Origin of the sequence: Halorientalis persicus (assembly GCF_900110215.1) — an archaeon.
In the GTDB taxonomy this organism is placed as follows: domain Archaea; phylum Halobacteriota; class Halobacteria; order Halobacteriales; family Haloarculaceae; genus Halorientalis; species Halorientalis persica.
Genome location: NZ_FOCX01000015.1, coordinates 41,404 through 55,561, shown reverse-complemented (window position 1 = coordinate 55,561; position 14,158 = coordinate 41,404). Strand labels below are relative to the sequence as shown.

Annotated in this window: 16 protein-coding genes; 4 read left to right on the top strand and 12 right to left on the bottom strand. The window is 64.5% G+C overall.

Features of this window, described 5'->3' with window-relative positions; genetic code table 11:
* The first annotated feature begins 29 nt into the window (after positions 1–29).
* Positions 30–710 (top strand): hypothetical protein, encoded by a 681-nt coding sequence (locus BMX17_RS15520; RefSeq protein ID WP_211611354.1) that lies wholly within the window; start codon positions 30–32, stop codon positions 708–710.
* Here the strand turns inward: BMX17_RS15520 and BMX17_RS15515 are convergent, their stop codons facing one another.
* Entirely contained in the window at positions 711–1,004 is a 294-nt protein-coding gene (locus BMX17_RS15515) for a PadR family transcriptional regulator (protein ID WP_092661715.1), read from the bottom strand.
* A gap of 170 nt (positions 1,005–1,174) precedes the next feature.
* Between BMX17_RS15515 and BMX17_RS15510 the strand changes: the two genes are divergently transcribed.
* The gene (locus BMX17_RS15510; RefSeq protein WP_092661713.1) at positions 1,175–1,585 is read left to right on the top strand and encodes a JAB/MPN domain protein-containing protein; all 411 of its coding nucleotides are present in this window, start codon (positions 1,175–1,177) and stop codon (positions 1,583–1,585) included.
* On the opposite strand, the gene BMX17_RS15505 is transcribed toward BMX17_RS15510, so the two are convergent.
* A complete protein-coding gene (locus BMX17_RS15505) occupies positions 1,582–1,791 on the bottom strand; it encodes a ribbon-helix-helix domain-containing protein (protein WP_092661711.1) in 210 nt (69 codons plus the stop codon). The two genes, BMX17_RS15510 and BMX17_RS15505, sit on opposite strands and share 4 nt — an antisense overlap.
* Positions 1,792–1,913: 122 nt before the next feature.
* Here BMX17_RS15505 and BMX17_RS15500 point away from each other — a divergent pair, with 122 nt between their 5' ends.
* Positions 1,914–2,240 carry a DUF5789 family protein gene (locus tag BMX17_RS15500; protein WP_092661709.1) on the top strand — a complete coding sequence of 109 codons (327 nt, stop codon included), beginning with the start codon at positions 1,914–1,916 and terminating at the stop codon, positions 2,238–2,240.
* On the opposite strand, the gene aglJ is transcribed toward BMX17_RS15500, so the two are convergent.
* On the bottom strand, positions 2,237–3,280 hold the full coding sequence (gene aglJ / locus BMX17_RS15495; protein WP_092661707.1) for an S-layer glycoprotein N-glycosyltransferase AglJ: 1,044 nt from the start codon (positions 3,278–3,280) through the stop codon (positions 2,237–2,239). The two genes, BMX17_RS15500 and aglJ, sit on opposite strands and share 4 nt — an antisense overlap.
* Before the next feature lie 278 nt (positions 3,281–3,558).
* Here aglJ and BMX17_RS15490 point away from each other — a divergent pair, with 278 nt between their 5' ends.
* Positions 3,559–4,419 carry a TrmB family transcriptional regulator gene (locus tag BMX17_RS15490; RefSeq protein WP_092661705.1) on the top strand — a complete coding sequence of 287 codons (861 nt, stop codon included), beginning with the start codon at positions 3,559–3,561 and terminating at the stop codon, positions 4,417–4,419.
* On the opposite strand, the gene BMX17_RS15485 is transcribed toward BMX17_RS15490, so the two are convergent.
* The 9 genes from BMX17_RS15485 to BMX17_RS15445 all read right to left on the bottom strand — a co-directional run bounded on the left by BMX17_RS15485 (position 4,410) and on the right by BMX17_RS15445 (position 14,128).
* The gene (locus tag BMX17_RS15485; protein WP_092661703.1) at positions 4,410–5,780 is read right to left on the bottom strand and encodes a sulfatase family protein; all 1,371 of its coding nucleotides are present in this window, start codon (positions 5,778–5,780) and stop codon (positions 4,410–4,412) included. The genes BMX17_RS15490 and BMX17_RS15485 overlap by 10 nt on opposite strands.
* Before the next feature lie 66 nt (positions 5,781–5,846).
* Positions 5,847–7,298 carry a lipopolysaccharide biosynthesis protein gene (locus tag BMX17_RS15480; protein WP_092661701.1) on the bottom strand — a complete coding sequence of 484 codons (1,452 nt, stop codon included), beginning with the start codon at positions 7,296–7,298 and terminating at the stop codon, positions 5,847–5,849.
* A gap of 22 nt (positions 7,299–7,320) precedes the next feature.
* Positions 7,321–8,220, bottom strand: coding sequence for an alkaline phosphatase family protein (locus tag BMX17_RS15475; protein ID WP_092661699.1), 900 nt, complete (start codon positions 8,218–8,220; stop codon positions 7,321–7,323).
* Positions 8,221–8,322: 102 nt separating this feature from the next.
* A complete protein-coding gene (locus BMX17_RS15470) occupies positions 8,323–9,366 on the bottom strand; it encodes a glycosyltransferase family 4 protein (protein ID WP_092661697.1) in 1,044 nt (347 codons plus the stop codon).
* A gap of 46 nt (positions 9,367–9,412) precedes the next feature.
* The gene (locus BMX17_RS15465; RefSeq protein ID WP_092661695.1) at positions 9,413–10,849 is read right to left on the bottom strand and encodes a sulfatase; all 1,437 of its coding nucleotides are present in this window, start codon (positions 10,847–10,849) and stop codon (positions 9,413–9,415) included.
* Complete coding sequence (locus tag BMX17_RS15460; protein ID WP_092661693.1) at positions 10,849–11,391, bottom strand: glycosyltransferase family 2 protein; 543 nt, start codon at positions 11,389–11,391, stop codon at positions 10,849–10,851. The genes BMX17_RS15465 and BMX17_RS15460 overlap by 1 nt, the downstream gene beginning before the upstream one ends.
* A 53-nt stretch (positions 11,392–11,444) precedes the next feature.
* Positions 11,445–12,632: a glycosyltransferase gene (locus BMX17_RS15455; protein ID WP_092661691.1), complete on the bottom strand. Its 1,188-nt coding sequence runs from the start codon at positions 12,630–12,632 to the stop codon at positions 11,445–11,447.
* Between the two features lie 72 nt (positions 12,633–12,704).
* Entirely contained in the window at positions 12,705–13,625 is a 921-nt protein-coding gene (gene aglG / locus BMX17_RS15450) for a glucosyl-dolichyl phosphate glucuronosyltransferase (protein WP_092661689.1), read from the bottom strand.
* 35 nt (positions 13,626–13,660) lie between these two features.
* Positions 13,661–14,128 (bottom strand): hypothetical protein, encoded by a 468-nt coding sequence (locus BMX17_RS15445; RefSeq protein WP_092661687.1) that lies wholly within the window; start codon positions 14,126–14,128, stop codon positions 13,661–13,663.
* Between the last annotated feature and the right edge of the window lie 30 nt (positions 14,129–14,158).

The following is a 14,158-nucleotide window of genomic DNA, read 5'->3' as shown; positions in this document are numbered from 1 at the left end:
TTTGATCCCCGAACCCCTATCCCGGGTATATGCCGATGAAAGGCTCGGGGCCAGCGACGGAGTATCGCGAGATCGACCGCCGCGAACACGGCGTCGGGTGGATGGCCTACCCCAACGAGCGGATGCAGCGGGCCAGCCACGCCTTCGAGGTCGACGGGGACGTGTACGTCGTCGATCCGGTCGACGTGGACGGCCTCGACGACCTCCTCGCCGAGTTCGGCGAGGTCGCTGGCGTCCTGATCCTGCTGGATCGCCACAAGCGGGATTCGGCCGCAGTCGCGAACCGCCACGACGTGCCCGTCTACGTCCCCGAGTGGATGGACGGCGTGGCCGGGGAACTCGACGCGCCGGTCGAACGCGTCCACGTGGAACTCGAAGACACCGGCGTCGGCGTACACAAACTGATCGACAACCGGTTCTGGCAGGAGGCGGCCGTCGCCATCGAGGATCACGACGAGTTGCTCGTCCCCGAATCGGTCGGGACGGCGAGTTACTTCCTGTCCGCCTCCGAGCGGTTGGGCGTGCACCCGGCTCTGCGGCTCAAGCCGCCGACCAAGCTCAAGCGGTTCTCACCGGAGCGTGTTCTGGTCGGACACGGGACGGGAGTTCACGAGGACGCGGCCGAGGCGCTCCACGACGCCGTGTCGGGATCCCGCTCCCGGACGCCCGCGCTCTACGCGAAGATCGGCAAAGAATTCGTCTTCGGCTAGTCACGCTGTCGCGACTTCCAAGTCGTCGAGATACGAATCCTCCCACTCCCGGCGGTCCGACAGCGCGTCCGTGCCGGCGTCGGTCAGTTCGTAGGAGTTGGTCCGACGGTCGATCTGTCCCTTCTCGACGTAGCCGCGCTCGACCAGATCGTCGAGGTTCGGGTAGAGCCGTCCGTGGTTGACCTCACCTTCGTAGTACTCCTCCAGTTCGGACTTGATCGCCAACCCGTACGCCTCGTCGAGTCCGGCCAGGACGTACAGCACGTCGCGCTGGAACGCGGTCAGGTCGTGCATCACTGTCATTTGTTACGCTTTGACAGGGAAAAACGTGTTGGCAGGGAGACACCACCTTCCAGCCGATTGGTAGCGTGTTCCGTGTCGCCGTCGAGCCGTCGGCCCGCGGTTGGTGGAGCCCCAGGGGCGATGGGCGATGCAATTAACTCGCCGTGCCACGAACTGCCATCGTGGTCTACATCACGCGGGGGTTGGCCGAGACGCTGCTCAGACTCGGGGACGATCGAGATCCGGAGTCGGTCACGATCCGGCTCTCGGTGCTGTCCGCGGGCGAACTCGACGGGACCGACCTGCCCCCGGAGACGCCGGTGTTCACGCATTTTTATATGCCGGAAGCCGGTGGCTCCGTCGGCGCAGTGTTCGGGATGGACCTCGGGACGCCCCCGGGACAGACCCAGGGACTGTTCGTCTCCCATCCCGTCGGCGACCTCTCGATCTCCGAGCGGGACGACCTCGCGGAGGTCGTCTTCGTCGCGGTGCCGCCGTGGGACGAGGAGTCACTGGCGGCGTTCGACCGGAGCGGTCGACGGAAAGAGGTGGAGATCGTCGACGCCGAACCGCCCGAAGAGCGGGTCGCCTAGTCCAGATAGCCCAGGTCCTGGAGCTGTTCGGTTATCTCCTGAAACTCCGATTCGGTGAGCTCGCCGCGTTTCTCGTGCTGGATGACGATACTCCGGAGCAGGAATCGCACGAGGTCGCTCGTACTCGAGAAGCTGGTGCCCTCGATGGTCTCTTCGACGCGGTCGGCAAGGTCCTGGGGGATCGAGACGGTAGTGTAGTCTGTCATGTGGGTTTGCAGGTCGACCGCCCGGATATGGGTTGTGTTGTCTGCGGTCGACCTGTCAACGGTCCTGTGCGTGGCGTGACGAGGGATAGGGTTTTCGGGGCTGGAAGCGAAAGTGGACACCGATGGGAGTTCGGCCACCACAACAGGACGACGACGAACCGGATGCCATCGAGTTCGGCATCGCGGCGCTGGACGCCCGGCTTTCGGAGGCAGGGGTGGCGTTCCCGGCGGACAAAGACAGCATCGTCGCCGCGCTCGGCGACCGCAAAATCCCCTACAACGCGGCGGGGAACAAGGTCACCATCGCCGAGGCCATCGACCGCTCGGGCAAGGAGTACTTCGAGACCGAACAGGAACTCCTGAACGCACTCCACCCCGTGTTCGAGGAGATGCGGGAATCGGCCTCCTCGAGTGTCCTGATGCAGTTGCGAGCGCTCGTCCCCTTCTAGTCGCGGTCGCCGGCGGACGCGAGTTCGTCGGCCTCCGGATCGCCGTCCGCGTCGGCCGCTCCGTTCGTCGATGCCGCTTCGGCGGACTCCTCGGGTGTCGCGGCGGGTCGGTCACCGCCGAGTTGCTCGGCCAGTTCTTCGAGTCGGCGGGTCTGCTCACGGTTCAGTGCCACGATCATATCAGAGAGGACGCCGAAGATCAGGAGCTGAATCCCGACGAGGATCGAGAAGACGCTGACGATGGCGATCACCTCGTGTGACGTGCGGGGTGGGACGAACCAGTCGTAGGCGACGTAGCCGCCCAGAACGACCCCGACGAGCGAACTGAGCGCGCCGACGCTCCCGAAGTAAAAGAGCGGGTTGTTCGTCTTGGCCATCTGATACAGCGTCAGGATGATCGTCGCGCCGTCCCTGAACGGGTGGAGGTTCGTCTCGGATTCGTCGGGCCGGGCCTCGTACCGGATCGGAACGACCTCGGTCCGGACGCCGTGTTTGACACACTCGACGGCCATCTCGGTCTCGATCCCGAAGCCCGATTCGGTGAGTGTGAGTCGCTCGGCAGATTCGAGGGTGAACGCGCGGTAGCCGCTCAGGATATCTTCGAGGTCCCGGCCGTGGATCCATCGGAACGCCCGGTTGATGATCCGGTTTCCCGTCCTGTTGAGCCGGGACATCGCGCCCGGTTCCATGTCGGCGAATCGGTCACCGATGACGTGTTCGGCACGCCCGGACAGCAGCGGTTCGAGCATCGCGTCGGCGTCCTCGGCGCGGTAGGTGGCGTCACCGTCGAGCATCAGGACGTAGGGGGCCTCGATGTGCCGGAGCGCCTCGCGGACCGCCTGTCCCTTTCCAGTCCCCGACTGGACGATGACTCTGGCACCGTGGTCCCGTGCGATCTCGCGCGTGCCGTCCGTGGAGTCGCCGTCGACCACGAGGATGTTCTCGAAGCCGTGCTCGGAGAACGATTCGAGGACGGTGCCGATAGTCTCGGCCTCGTTGAGCGTCGGCACCAGCACACAGACCTCCGAGCGGTCGGGCATCGTCGCTCAATCGTTACGGCGGGCGCAAAAAGGTACGGTTCCCGACCGCAGGACCGACGCGGGACGGCACGTCCCTCACTCCTCGTCGCGGTGGTCGCTCATGTGTTCCCACATCTCGGTACACCCACATCCATCGCTCACGTCGTCTAGATGCTCGTCCGCGTCCTGTTGTGGCCGGTCGTTCGACATAGTTACTCAGTCTGTGAGTAACTGTTTTGGGGACGAGCATCAAATACCTTTCGGCGATTTTACAAGGCCGGCCGGCGACAGGCCGAGGTATGACCGACGAAGCGGTCGGCCTGCTGGATCGGCTCGGACTGACCGAGTACGAGGCGACGGCGTTGCAGGAGCTGTTGACGCTCGGACGGACGACCGCCCCGAATCTGGCGCAGGCGACGGGGATCCCGAAGGCCCGCATCTACGGCGTGCTGGACTCGCTGTCGGATCGGGGCTTCATCAAGATCATCCCCGGTCGACCCAAGGAGTACCAGCCCAAATCCCCCGAAGAGATCCTCGACCGGGCCGAGGAGAACCGCCGCCAGGAGTTCGAGGGGTTCGTCCAGGAACTCGAGGACGTGCGCGAGGACTTTCTCGCGGAGTTTCAGCCCCGCTTCGAGCGAGCCAGCGAGGACATCACGCCGACCGAGGAACTGTTCCACGTCGTCGACGTGGGCCAGCCGAGCGAACGCGAGACCCGCCAGCTCTACCACGAGGCCGACGAACGAGTCCGGATCATCACCAAGAGCTTCGAGTACTTCGACGCGGTTCGGCCGGCCTTCGAGGACGCCATCGACCGCGGCATCGACGTGGACGCGCTCTTCCTCCACCCGGACCTGCTGGAAGCGGAGAACCGCCCGATTCAGGCAGAAATCGTCGAGAAAATACGTTCGGAATACCCCTCGGTCGACCTGCGGTTCAGCAGCGAGAAACTCCCCTGGCGCGGCACCGTCGCCGACCCGAGCATGGACTACGAGACCGGGCGCGCCATCATCCTCGTCGAGGAGACAGACGTCCCCCTGCATATGCGACAGGCCGCCCTGACCGACAACGGGTCGTTCGTCGCCGGGCTCCAGCGGTATTTCGAACTCGTCTGGGAACACGAGAGCGAACCGCCGCCAGTGCTGGACGACTACTCCTGATAACCAAGGTTCCGGAGTCGCTCTTTGATTTCGTCGTCCATCTCGACGGATGCTACGTCGGTGTCGGTCGATTCGATGTCTGCTTCGAGGTCTTCCACGACCACCCGCATCTCGTCGAGGACATCGGGTTCCGCGCCGTCACCGTCGAGAAGATTTGACCGTTCGTCCGGGTCGGCTCGCAGATCGTACAGTTCTTCGGCGTCGTGGACGTAATCCCTGATGTATTTCCAGTCGGCAGTCCGGTACGCGAACCGCTCGGTCTCCGTCGGCACGTCGTACCAACTGCCGCAGACGCCCTCTCGCTCCCACTCTTCGGGCCGGCCCTCTAGGAGCGGGTTCAGCGGGTACCCCCACCAGTTCTCCGGGCGTGTCTCGTCGCCGGCAAAAGTGGTTACCGTCGGCGCGACATCCATGAGCCCGACCATCTCGTCGTGGGTGCCTGACGACCGACCGTCGTAGACGATCAGCGGGACGTGCATCACCTCGTCGTAGAAGCGGTTTTGGTGGAAGAACTCGCCGTGATCGCGGAACTCCTCGCCGTGGTCAGCGGTGACGATAGCCATCCAGTCGTCCCACTGATCCTCAAGCGAGGAGAGCAGCCGGCCGATTTGGGCGTCCGTGTAGCGGATTTCGCCGTCGTAGAGGTCGATCAGCGTCTGGAGTTCCTCGTCGGTGATGTCCTCGTCGTTCTCCATCATCTTCGGGCGAAGTTTGACGCCCTCACGGCGGCTGATGTCGGAGTAGATCTGGTACGCCTCCGGCGGCGAGTAGGGGTGATGCGGATCCATGTAGTGGACCCAGAGGAAGGTCGGACGGTCGCCCTGATCGGCAGCCCACTCCAGTGCCCGGTCGGTGATATCCTCCGCCGAGACGTAGTACGATCCCACGTCGACGCCGGCGGCGCGCTCGGTGCCCTGATACAGTTTTTCAAGGGCACGGTAGACCAGCCCGTCCGAGTCGAGGTTGTCCTTGACGGCCTGGCGGAGCCGGGTCATCAGCGATGGGTCGGCCCGCGAGTCGTACAGCGTGTCGAAGCCGCGTTCGTAACCGAATTCGGCGCTCAGGTAGAGGTTGGAGTGGAACCCCCCAGTGGCGTACCCCTGTTCGGAGAGGACTTCCGAGACGAGCGTCCGGTTCTCCGAGAGTTGCTCGAAGCCCCCGTACATGAGCGGATGCGAGGATGTCATGATCGCGGGGAACGACGGCCGGGTAGCACAGGCGTGTGTGAAGGCGGCGCTGAACCGGTGCCCATCCTCAGCGTACGCGTCGAGTTCCGGCGTCGTGTCCCGGTCGTACCCGTAACTCCCCACGTGATCCGCCCGGAGCGAGTCGACCGTCACCAGGACGACGTTCTGGGCCATGGAGCAGTGTTGCTAACCTCCCGATTTAGTCCCTTCCCTTCAGCGCGGCGACCGGTCGCGGACTTCTCAGGGAACGACCTTCCCGAGGAGCCCGCCCAAGACGTTCCGCAACGTCGCCCGATGGTGTTCGCTGACCGCAAGCAGGACGGCCCCGTAGACCGCCGCACCGGCCCCGACCAGCGCGACCACGTACACCCAGGATCGCACCGGGACCACCTGTCGAATCCCCCAAGTCACGGCCGCCATGACGCCGCCAGCGACGAACTGGTGGAGCAGGGGCTTAGGAACGATCGTGAGCGACGGTACTTTCACCTTGACGGCGTAGACCGACAGCGCGTACGTGACGAACTGGGCGATGGTCGACCCCACGACGACGCCGATGGGGCCCATCACGAAGAACAGCCCGACACTGCCCGCGACGTTCGTGACAAACTTCACCAGCGAGATGCGGAAGCTGGTGTAGGGCATATCGAGGCCGTTGATGGCGGAGGCAAAGACCTGCTCCTGCGTGATGAGCAGGCGATACAGCGCGATCAGTACCAGAAAGGTACCCGCCGCGGCGTACTTGGGCTCGTAGGCGGTGACCAGAATCTCCCGCCCGAGGATGAGCGCACCGAAAAACAGCGGAACCGACAGGACGCTGCTGTAGGAGGCGGAGTGGCGCAGACGTTCCGCGACCGCTTCCCCACGGCTGTGCAGGTCGCTGATGTCGCCGTAGGCCCCGTTCGAGATGAGTTGCGTGACGAAGATGGCCGGCGCGGAGATGCGGAGGGCGACGTTGTAGTACCCGACGAACGCGCTGGTTGCCAGGACCCCGATCAGGATGGTGTCGATCCGCCCCATCATCGTGTTGAGCATACTCTGTGGGAATTTCGGCTTGGCAAACGTCCAGATCCGGCGGACCGTCGCGCGGGTCGGCAGTTGTGGCCGGACGCCGATCAGCCGGAATGGGAGCGGCGCGACCACGACGAGCGCCAGCGCCGTCCCCAGCACGAGGCCGCCGGCCTCGTAGCCGAGGACGACGAGGCCGATCTGGCCGACGTACTTCAGGACGGTCTTGAGGAGGTCGATCCAGCTGTGGTACCCGAAGTTCGGCCGGACGCTGAGGATCATCCCCGTCTGCTGGGTGAGGTTCAGACCAACGAACAGCGCGGCAAGCACCGGCCAGTGCTGTCCGAGGCCGTCCACGGGGATGTACTGCGCCCCGAACTCGCCGGCGATGGCGATCACCGCGACGCCGAAGACGGTGAACAGCGCGAGACCGAGGACGTACGCGCCCATGATCTCGCCCTCCTCGGCCTCGCTCTCGGTGATGCGTTTGCGACAGCCCTCGACCCAGCCGCCGAAGGGGTTATTCAGCGTGTCGGCGACGCCGTAGATGAAAAAGTACAGCCCGTACACTTCCGGGATGGTCATCCGGGCGACCACGACGGTCCCGGCCAGGCCCAGGGCCGCGGTCAGGAGCCGGCCAACGAACCCGAATCCGACCTGCTCGCCGAAGTCCGAGCGGTCACTCATCGTCGTACAGGGTGGGGAACATTCAGTCGATGTAGCCGAGTTCGCGGAGCTGGTCTTCCGGGATGTCGGCCCGTGTCCGCTCAGGGTCGATCTCTTGGACGTGCTCCTCGACCCACGCCTTGACGTCGAGGGCGTGTTCGGGCGGGGAGCCGACCGTCGTCGAGGCGATGGCCCGCCAGGAGTGGGTGCCGGGGTCGTCGTCGTCCAGCCACGTCGTCTCCATGCCGTGGTCGCTCAGGATCAGGAGTTCGTCGTCCTCGCCCAGTGCGTCCCGGACCTCGCCGACCCGCTCGTCGACGTCCTCGTACACCTGTCGGTAGGACTCGCGGTCGTCCGAGTAGATGTGGCCGAGTACGTCGATGACGTGGATGTGCGTCGCGGCGATCTCGATGTCGTGGGTGATCGCCTCGTGGACCCAGCCGAACTTGCTGGCGGCCTCGGTGTAGGTCTCCCGGATGAGCGTCTCCTCGGACATCCGATCCTCCTTGACTTCCTCGAACAGCCCCCAGATGTAGTGCAGCGCCTCGTTGCGGTAGGCGCCGGGCCAGTTGTGGATGGCCCGGTACTCCCCGTCGAGGAAGGTCGGCTCGTCGACGATCTGCAAACTCCAGTCCTGTCCCGTGTTCTGCTTGATGGCGTCCCCAATCCGGCTCCGGATGTTCCCGCTGACGTTCAGCGTGTGTGCGACCCGCGAGAGCAGCGTCAGGGCCTGACTGTCCCACTCCCCGTGGCCCGTCATGCCGTGTTCCGTCGGGTGGAGACCGGTGGCGATGGAGGGCCAGGCCTCGCCCGTGTGCGGATGTTCGAGCCTGTGAGCGACCGACTGCATCTTCGTGTGCTCGTCTAACAGTAAGTTCTCACAGCCGAAGTCCTCCGCGTGACGGACGTCGGCGGCGTCCAGCGCCAACACGACGATTACCATATCCTGATCGTAGACAGTCGAACTTATAAAACCGTCATGATCAACTTGTCTATCATCCAATGACAAAGACTACTTCAGCCACGTCTCTGATTCTGTCTTAGGTTACGTGACGTCTGCGTCGATTTGCTGGTACAGATCCACGTACTCCTCGGCGATAGTTCGCCATGTGAGGCGGTTTTCGACGAACGCTGTAGCGTTCTCAATGTAGCGGTCCCTGTCTTCGAAGACGGTTTGGATCGCTTGGCGGTAACTCGCTGGGTTGTCGAACTCGTAGACAGCACCGAGGTCGTACTCTCGAACCCACTCGGAGATCGCAGTCGTATCTGCGACGACCAACGGCGTTTCGGCAGCCATCGCTTCCGCGGCCGTCAGGCCGAACGGCTCGAAGTACGACGGCAGGACAAACACGCCAGCGGAACGATAGTAGGAAAGCAATTCCGTATCGTTGACTCTGCCAACCCACCGTTCCGATAGTGATCCTGCGTAAGACTGGTCCGAAGCGCCTCCCACAACAGCCGTTTCGTAGCTATCAGGTGTGTGTTGATCGACGAAGTGAGGCTGTTTCCGCCGTTCGATCCGGGAGACCGTGAGCACATCCACAGAGTCGTCATAACTGTCCGCTTGACGGAATCTATTTTCGACACCGACAGGTATCACATCGTCGACCGGCACCCGGTATTTTTCGGCGAATCCGCAATTCCCCGGTGCTGTCACGACCGAGTAGTCGGCCCGATGGGCAGTCAGTGTCTTCGCCCAACGGTGAATTTTCGCACCGAGTCGCCACTTCCAATCGAAAGTGCCTGGGAACGCCGCTTCCACCTCGTCTTCCATCCCTATGCCGTGCCAGGACATCACGTCGGCCTCGTACAGAGGTCGCCACGTGTGGACGATATCCGCGGAATCAAGCAGGCTACGGCTGTGAATTTCGTGGTTGAATCGCATCATTCGGCCGATCCCTGGAGACTGCTCGTCACAGAGGACGTAAGCAGGAACGCCGATCTTCGCTGGATCTCCTTCATCAGCAACCACCGTCACATCGACCCCGACAGATGAGAGTGCTTCACCCAGCCCAATTGTAGTCCGCTCGGGACCACGGTGGTCCGTCGCGTCGGCATCCGGGAGAGTCCCGACGAGTGCTACCTCCATGCGATTGGCATTCCTCGGACAAGATTAAAAACCATAGGGCCGACCGCTACATATACCCGAGGTCTTCAAGGCGCTGTTCGGTCGCGCCCGATACGTCCACGTCGCCGGCGGATTCCCGGATGCCGGCGTCGGCGAGCTCGGTGAAGGCTTCGCGGACGTTCGGAGCCGACTCGCCCCTGAATACACGGCTCACTTGGGCGTCGAACACGTCGACGACGGACTCGTAGTCGTCACGCCACGTGATCTGCTTCTCGACGTGGTCACCCCGGTCGGTGTAGAGTGCCCGGTAATCACCGTTGTACAGCCAGAGGTCGTCGACCAACTTGCTCGCGCGTTCCTCCATGGGCTCTTCGAGGCCGTGGGAGGAGGCCAGCACCGGGCCCTCGGTGACGTACTCGTCGGTCTCCCAGTCCCCGTTGAGGGCGGCCCGCACGACGTGGGGCGTGTCCGTCAGCGACACCGGTTCGTCGTGGGTCGCGCCCGTCTCCTGACCGGGGAACTTCACGAGCAGTGGGACGTGCAACTGGAGTTCGTGGATGCCGGCCCCGTGGCCGGTGATGATGGCGTCGGGCCGGACCTCGGAGGGTTCGCCGAACCCTTCCCCGTGGTCGGCGGTGACGATCAGGAGTGTGTCGTCCCACTCGCCTCGGGCTTTGAGCGCGTCCACGAGTCGACCGACCTCGTGGTCAATCTGGGCGATGGCACCGTCGTACAGCGACTCAAAGCCACGCATCTGCCAGACGGGCTTCTCGCCGCCGTTGAACGACCAGACCTGGTCGCCGCAGTCGTCTTGGAGTTTGCGGGCGGTGCCGTCGTCCCACTCGTCGAACTCGGCCTCGGGCTCGTAGGGCAGGTGGGCGTCCATGTAGTTGATGCAGGCGCCCCAGCCGTCGGTGCGTTCGTCGATCCACTCGGTGAACAGGTCGGTGTACACCTCGGCGGGCGTCCCCGTCGTGTGGCCGTCGGGCAATAGCTGGGGGAAATCCCACGCCGCTTTGATGTACAGGCCGTTCAGTGCGGACTTGAGCGGGTAATCGTGGGAGAGACAGCGCTTGAGGTACTTCACGTACTGGCCCTGACCCTCCGAGAGCGCGAAGTTGCCGGGGTCCAGTCCCTCCTGAAAGAGGACGTTCTGCTGGCCGTGGATGGCGTCGAACGGGTCCTCCAACCCGACGCCCATGTCCGTGATCCACATATTCTCGGAGAAGACGCCAGTCCGGTGGGGGATCTCGTCCCAGAACGTCTGTCCCGTGAATCGGTGGTGGGCCCGGCGGATGCCGTGCTCCTCGACGTGGAGGCCGGTGAACATCGAGGTGTGGCTGGGCAGACTCCAGGTACCCGGGGACCGTGCTTGCGTGTAGACCGTCGCCTCGTCGGCGAGGGTGTCCAGGTTCGGCGTCGTCTCGTTGTGGTGGCCCAGAAGACTACAGTTTCGCGCACGGACACTGTCCATCACTACCAGAAGTACATTCGTGTCAGCCATTACTCACTAACTCCGGTAATCGTTCGTGTTAGGATCTTCGGCGCGGACCGCGGGTACTTCGCGGCGATGTAGGCGGTCCGCCAGACGCGATCCCACGTGGTGACCGACCGCTCGTGCGGGGCGTGTTCGACCTTGTCCGGGTCGATGTGTGCGACGCCGTCCCCGCGGTGGACAAACTTCAGGGCGAACTCCGTGTCCCCCATGTGCGATTTCAGGAACTCGTCGAACCCACCGAACCTCTCCCAGTCGGCGCGGTGAAACGCCATCACTCGTCCGGCGACCAGGCCGTAGTCCCAGTCCGGGTGTCCGACCAGCAGTCCGCGCTCGATCCGGTCGGCCAGGTTCCAGAAGAACGACTCGGCGAACGAGATGTCGTCGTCAAGAATGAGGACCCGGTCGTGTTCGGCACGTTCGACGCCGAGGTTGCGCGCCTCGTTGAGCGTCCCCTCCCGAACGACCTGCGTGTCCACCCCCTCGGGCACGCTCTCCAGCGTGAGAACGTCCTCCTTGATGCTCGGGATGACTACCGAGACGTCGGTCATTCACCCGAGGTTCGGCCGGGACGGGTTATAAATGTGACTGAACCACACCTGTATTAACCCCGACTGCCGACCGCGCCGACGCGGCCGAACTCGTCGTAGCGGCGCTCGATCCCCGCCCGCAGTCTGTCGCGGAAGGCCGACACGTCGAACCGGTCGGCGCGTTCCCGTGGGTGCCCCGTGATCCCGTCCCGTTCGAACCGCTCGATGGCGTCCAGGATCCCCTCTGCCGACCCATCGTGCTGGAAGCCGTTCTCCCCGTCGTCGACGAAGAGCGCGGGGAACCCCTCGTCGCGGGTCAACACTGCCTTCCCGCTGGCGTTGGCCTCGATGGGGACGATCCCGAAGTCCTCGCCGCGGCCGTTGAACACCAGTGCGCGACAGGTCGCGAGCAGGTCGTACTTCTCGGATTCGTCGACGAACCCGCGGTAGTCGATGGTGTCGGCGCGGCGAATCCGGTCCATCACCCGATCGTCTACGTCACCGCGGCCGCCGGCAAGCACCAGTCGGTGATCGCTCCCCGCGAAGGCGTCGACGACCGCGGGGACGCCTTTCTCCTCGTCGAGTCGGCCGAGGTGGAGGTAGAAGCCCTCGTCGCCGCGGTTCTCGTAGGCCGCGAGGTCCACGGGCGGATACAGCACCTCCGAGTCACGGTCGTAGAACTTCCGGATGCGGCGGGCGACGATCGGACTGTTGGCGAAGTAGCCGTCGACGCGGGGGTCGACGGTGGCGTCGCGCATCCGCAGATACCGCACCAGTGGGCGTGCGAGCTGGCCCACGAGCGAGTCTTTCCGGTCGTGATAGAGATCGTAGAACCACCGTGGCGGTGAGTGACAGTAGTTCAGGTGGAGCGTGTCGTCCGGTGTGATGACCGCACGCGTGGTTGCACCGGAGGTCACCAGCACGTCCGGGTCGCCGTGCTCGCGCCAGTCCACGTCTTCCCAGAGGGCGTACTCGAAGACGCGGCCGGCCTCGGCCTGGAGGCGACGGAGCGGGGCCGGGGAGAGGTCCCGGGTCACGTCGACGAACCGCACGTCGCCGTAGGGGTTGGGGTCGTCCGGGTCCGGTTCGCCGAGCGTGTACACCCGGTCACAGTCGAGGGCTTCGGCGAGGTGGGTGACGAGGTACTCGGCACCGCCCCAGGCGTTGATCCCCCAGTGTGCGACTGCCACGTCGAGGTCCGCGAGGCGAGTCGTGGGTCCAGCGCTCTCCCCGGCGTCGCCGTCGGTCGCCCCGGCTGTCATTGTCGGAGCCGAGCGACGGCGAGCGCTTAAGCGTACCGACGGCGCGCCGGACTCGGGTCGGGGCGCCGACTCTCAGCGCCACTTCGTCGCGCCGTACAGATAGCCGACCCCGACTGCGGCGGTGAACACGAACAGCATCACGAACTGGACTGCCTTCTCGCGGGACGGGGCGGTGACGAGATCCGTCGCGCGGTCGGGGACGAACTCCCCGAGCAACTGGCCGAGGAAGTCGTACTCTTCGCCCGTGGACTCGGGAACCAGCACCTCCATCCCGCGTTTGGAGTACCCCTGCCAGAACGCGCGGTCGAGCAACCATTTCGGATCAGTGCGGTACTCGAAGACCTTGTGCGCGACGCGCGCGTCGGGATTGTAGTAGACCCCAGCGTCGTACTCTTCGCGCAGGCGGGCACAGAGTTCGGTCTCGCCGCCCTGGAGGTTCTCGTCGCCTTTGCGACCCCCGATGTCGGTGTCGAACCCGTCCAGTTCGAGGAACACGTCGCGGCGAAAGGAGATGTTCGAGCCGAAGGTGTTGCGGACCTCGCCGGGGCCGTCGGCGAACCCGCGCTGGGTGACCCCGACGAGGAAGTAAAACTCCTCCGGGAGGAACGTGGGGCGGCCGGCGACCCACTCGGGGGTCATCTTCCCGCCGGCCGCGAGGGCGTCCCGGTACTCGTAGGCCTCGACGAGCTGGGCGACCCAGTCTTCCTCGGCGACGGCGTCGTCGTCGACGAACGCGACCACGTCGCCGGTGGCGATCTCGGCCCCGTTGTTGCGACTCTCCAGCAGGCCGACGTTCTCGTCGTTACAGTGTGTGATCACGTCCTCGCGGTCGCCGAAGTCGGACTGGAACTGTTCGTAGACGGGTTCGGAGCCGTCGCTGACCAGTACCAGTTCCGTATCGCCGTGTGTCTGTTCGAGGACGCTGTGGGCGGCCTCGGTGAAGGCGTCGTAGCGGTCGAGCGTGTGGGTACAGAGAACGACCGAGACCCGCATAGAGACGGCTCGTCACCCGCCCGACAAAGGTATTTCTATCCGGCAGTACCGTTCGGCGGCCAGCGAGACAGCACGCGGGTCTCGTTCCCGCCGGTGTAGAGGACCCTGACCTGCGTACTCGACGTGATCGCTTTGCCGAACCGTCCACTGGCGGACAGCTGGATCGTCGATCCCTCGGAGAGTGTCTTGGACGCAGTCATGTTGGCGATTTCGGCCCAGGTGCTGTTTGCCTCCCCGCTGACGAGGGCGAGCTCGCCGGCCTGGATCGAATCGCCCCTGGTGAACGTCACGATCAGGGCCGAATCATCCGAAAAGTGCTGGTAGCTGAAGTTCGCGCGCGTCGTGTTCCCTCCACCCTCCGAGGGAGCGTAGAGCACGCCCAGTCCGAGCCCGGCCGCGAGGACCACAGCCAGGACGACCAGCGAACCGGCGGCCATGCTATCGGAGACCGTGGTGGCTCGTTCGTCGCCTCGGGCCGTCCGTAGTGAGTTCTGGCGGGTCATCGTCGTCGGTCCGACGTGTCGGTGGGGACA

Bases quoted from the DNA above. Each gene is read 5' to 3' on its own strand.
- BMX17_RS15520 (WP_211611354.1), top strand. From the start codon at position 30: ATGCCGATGAAAGGCTCGGGGCCAGCGACGGAGTATCGCGAGATCGAC.
- BMX17_RS15515 (WP_092661715.1), bottom strand. From the start codon at position 1,004: ATGCACGACCTGACCGCGTTCCAGCGCGACGTGCTGTACGTCCTGGCC.
- BMX17_RS15505 (WP_092661711.1), bottom strand. From the start codon at position 1,791: ATGACAGACTACACTACCGTCTCGATCCCCCAGGACCTTGCCGACCGC.
- BMX17_RS15500 (WP_092661709.1), top strand. From the start codon at position 1,914: ATGGGAGTTCGGCCACCACAACAGGACGACGACGAACCGGATGCCATC.
- aglJ (WP_092661707.1), bottom strand. From the start codon at position 3,280: ATGCCCGACCGCTCGGAGGTCTGTGTGCTGGTGCCGACGCTCAACGAG.
- BMX17_RS15490 (WP_092661705.1), top strand. From the start codon at position 3,559: ATGACCGACGAAGCGGTCGGCCTGCTGGATCGGCTCGGACTGACCGAG.
- BMX17_RS15485 (WP_092661703.1), bottom strand. From the start codon at position 5,780: ATGGCCCAGAACGTCGTCCTGGTGACGGTCGACTCGCTCCGGGCGGAT.
- BMX17_RS15480 (WP_092661701.1), bottom strand. From the start codon at position 7,298: ATGAGTGACCGCTCGGACTTCGGCGAGCAGGTCGGATTCGGGTTCGTT.
- BMX17_RS15475 (WP_092661699.1), bottom strand. From the start codon at position 8,220: ATGGTAATCGTCGTGTTGGCGCTGGACGCCGCCGACGTCCGTCACGCG.
- BMX17_RS15470 (WP_092661697.1), bottom strand. From the start codon at position 9,366: ATGGAGGTAGCACTCGTCGGGACTCTCCCGGATGCCGACGCGACGGAC.
- BMX17_RS15465 (WP_092661695.1), bottom strand. From the start codon at position 10,849: ATGGCTGACACGAATGTACTTCTGGTAGTGATGGACAGTGTCCGTGCG.
- BMX17_RS15460 (WP_092661693.1), bottom strand. From the start codon at position 11,391: ATGACCGACGTCTCGGTAGTCATCCCGAGCATCAAGGAGGACGTTCTC.
- BMX17_RS15455 (WP_092661691.1), bottom strand. From the start codon at position 12,632: ATGACAGCCGGGGCGACCGACGGCGACGCCGGGGAGAGCGCTGGACCC.
- aglG (WP_092661689.1), bottom strand. From the start codon at position 13,625: ATGCGGGTCTCGGTCGTTCTCTGTACCCACACGCTCGACCGCTACGAC.
- BMX17_RS15445 (WP_092661687.1), bottom strand. From the start codon at position 14,128: ATGACCCGCCAGAACTCACTACGGACGGCCCGAGGCGACGAACGAGCC.